A 3,191-nucleotide genomic window follows, 5' to 3' on the forward strand; every position below is an offset into this window, starting at 1 on the left:
AATGACTGCCTATCATTTACTAAATTTTTAGTAAGCGCTTTAAAAACGATTTTGTCTTTTTATACACCCTTAATGAATTACACTTATAAGCTTATAAAAATTTTAAACGATTATTTTCCTTTTAAGGTTTCGCTCAAAAAAGAGCAAAACTCATACCATTCTCTAAACGCATGCGATTTTTGAATGATAAAAACGTATCATAAAATTTATGAACTGTTATGAATGATAGCTGCTTTTCATTTCATTTGAATGCACACATGCGTTATAATATTTACATCATGATTTGCTTTTTATGGTCTATTCATACATGGCAATCTTCTATAAAAAATGGTCAAATGAATCATGCATAAAAAGATGGATTCTTAAGTGGATTCATATAAAATAATTGAACGCAACATATTGACTTTATTGTGTTTTTTATGATAATATCTTGAATTACCGAGAGTTGCAAAGATGGCAACGGTGGCAAGCTGCCGAATACGGCTTGTTAAGTGAGGTCACTCATAAATTTCTCCATACACAAAAGAGATGATGAATTTTGCGAGATCAGGGGCAACATCGGCCATTTCTTCAAGAATTGAAGGGGGCTCGACCAATTCCATAGAGCGTAAACGCTCCACCCCCAATTCATAAGCATTTTTCTTATAATTTACAAATTTTTGTTCTTGCATGTAATGGCCTCCTCCCCACGGAGCCTTAGTTGGATAAGGCTTTTACTTTCCTTAAAAACTAAACCTTCAATTAAAATGCAATACCTTATCTCCTCTTGCGGACTTGCATTGCATGAATCGTTATCGTGCTTAAATATCCTAGTCAATCATTTTTGTAAATTTATTTTATATTATTTTTCATTTTTTACATTATAGGCAATCCTTATGAAGCTATAGCAGATAGTAAGGGATTTTTCTATGGCATTAATATTACGTTGATGCAGCAGGCACGTGTAGCCTTTCCAGACGTTGTACTTAAGACTGAGCTAAAATTAGCAAATTAAACCCTTCTTATTCGTATTTGCGCAAGAGAACTGAGGTGTAACTTGTTGAGCGTAGAAACACCATGCATGATTATGTGCGCATTGAGCTATAAGACTTAGTTGTATTTATTATTTTGCGGCTTGAATTTACCGAGGAAAGTGCGAAGCGTTAAATTTATAACAGATGCTACTGACTTACCTCTAATCTAGTAAAGTTCTATCATGACAAAGCCATTTGTTGGGGTGTACGGAAGAGCTTTGTTTTTAACTCAAGTTAGAGGTATGTAATAGCAGATGAGTGCAGTACTCCTTTGCTGCAAAGTCCTCCAATCGGTTTAGCTAAAAATATTATGCCGCAATTAGATGCCCAATAATGCTGTGTGCCTCTATCAAGTTGTAAAATATATTATGCTTTAAGATCTCGGTAAAAATTTTCATGAGAGCCAAGTGCTAACAAGGTCAAAGTAATCGTGTGATCTTCATAGCTGTAAGCAAGCAGCGTCAATTGCTTGGCCATTTTAAATTTATAGACAAAAACACCAGAAAGATCACCTGTTTTGGCTTGACCAATGGTGGGCGTTTTCATAATGACGCGAACAGCTTGGTCTAGATCTTGTTTTTGGTTGGCATGCAGTTTTTTGACAGTTTTTTTAAATGAATGGGTTTGTAAAACTTGCATAGATTCAGCCAAATTCGAATGCTGTTACATCGCCATCTGCATTTTCTTGTTGTCCAAGTAAGATTGCTTGAATAAATTGAAAGGAGAGATCTGGATTTTCTTCGGCTATTTTGCCCATACGCGACCAATATTCAATTTGCTTAGGAACCGAGCGGCTATAAACAGACGCGTAACGCTTAGCCTCATTAATGAGATCATCAGACAGTTTAACAGTTGTAGCCATGACTATACTCCTACCTTACAATAAGGTGGTAATATAGTTCAAAAGGTGTTAAAAAGCAACCTTTGAAACACAATAACCTTAGCAGATCTCTAACACAATTCCTTCTCTCACAGCCATCTTTCTTAATATCTGAAAGAAGAGAAAATAAAAGATAAATTTAGAACTAAATGATCGAGAATAAGCTCTAAAAAGGTTCGGGATAGGCAGAAAATAAGTTAAAAGAATCAACGGAATCAAAATTCCCAAACTTCTATATAATCTATTGATTTTATATAAATATAGCATTCCCTCCGCCACAGCATTTTTGTCGTGCTATAAATTATTGATTCTATATGTCTTGTATGTAGCTTGTCAGCAGGTTTTGCAGAATTTGACAGCAGGTTTTGCAGCAATTCATTTTTAAAATTCACGTCTTTTTTAAAAAATTAAAGGGGTTTTCAAAGGGTCTTCAAAGACCTTTCAAAGATCATTTAAAGACCCTTTAAGGCAGCTTTTTCTCCTTTGCTAAAAGTCGCAATTTGAGATGATGAGCTCTTGAGCTGGAATTGGATTATTTGAACTGCATGTATAAGATATGGTGATCTCTTTTATCTTAAATGGGCTAAAGCTTTTGCGAATCTCCGGCACATCATTGAGTGACAGAAGAAACTTTCCCTTTAATTGTGCAAGCAGTGTGGACATCCTCTGATAATCCTCTCGCTTAAACAAATCCTTGCCATAGTAATCCTCAACACCCCAATAAGGCGGATCAAGGTAAAACAAGATGTTGGGACGATCATAGCGCCTAATAAACTCAAACCAATCTAAATGTCCAATGGTCACACCTGCTAAACGACGGTAAATAAGCTTTAAAGAGGCTTCAAGTTTGAGACTATTAAACCGTGCACCACGGTGTGGATCAACTCCAAACGTCTGTTTTGCCACTTTGCCACCAAAACTCAACCGCTGCAGATATAAAAACCGCAATGCCCGCTCTAAATCTGTCAGGGTCTTGAGATCTTGGGTGCGTAACCGTTCAAACGCCTCACGGCTACTCACCTGGAACTCCAACAGATCCATGAAAGGGTAATAATGGCGTTGCAACACCCGAAAAAAATTCACCACATCACCTGAACGATCATTGATCACTTCATATAAAGGAACTAATTTTCTCCTTAAAGATACAACATATTGATTTATAATGATAATCTAGCGTTATTCATATTGAATTAGAACCCCGAATAACCTAAGATTCTCTCATTTCAAATCTCTCTATCTTGAATCAATCAAGACCATTCCCTTGCATGTCAAAAGCGGGGCTGGCGTGTGGGTAAAAA

At 36.3% G+C, this 3,191-nt stretch carries 4 protein-coding genes; all 4 read right to left on the reverse strand.

All coding sequences use genetic code 11. From position 1 onward, the window contains the following. Window positions 1-497 precede the first annotated feature (497 nt). A complete protein-coding gene (locus PVV68_RS09835; protein WP_273782997.1) occupies window positions 498-671 on the reverse strand; it encodes a hypothetical protein in 174 nt (57 codons plus the stop codon). Between the two features lie 708 nt (window positions 672-1,379). Then, window positions 1,380-1,664 (reverse strand): type II toxin-antitoxin system RelE/ParE family toxin, encoded by a 285-nt coding sequence (locus PVV68_RS09840; RefSeq protein ID WP_246054788.1) that lies wholly within the window; start codon window positions 1,662-1,664, stop codon window positions 1,380-1,382. Further along, a complete protein-coding gene (locus tag PVV68_RS09845) occupies window positions 1,657-1,875 on the reverse strand; it encodes a TA system antitoxin ParD family protein (RefSeq protein WP_005773872.1) in 219 nt (72 codons plus the stop codon). The genes PVV68_RS09840 and PVV68_RS09845 overlap by 8 nt, the downstream gene beginning before the upstream one ends. A 504-nt stretch (window positions 1,876-2,379) precedes the next feature. Beyond that, complete coding sequence (locus PVV68_RS09850) at window positions 2,380-3,063, reverse strand: DNA adenine methylase (protein ID WP_273721971.1); 684 nt, start codon at window positions 3,061-3,063, stop codon at window positions 2,380-2,382. Between the last annotated feature and the right edge of the window lie 128 nt (window positions 3,064-3,191).

This window comes from Bartonella sp. ML69XJBT (assembly GCF_028618515.1).
Lineage (GTDB): Bacteria > Pseudomonadota > Alphaproteobacteria > Rhizobiales > Rhizobiaceae > Bartonella.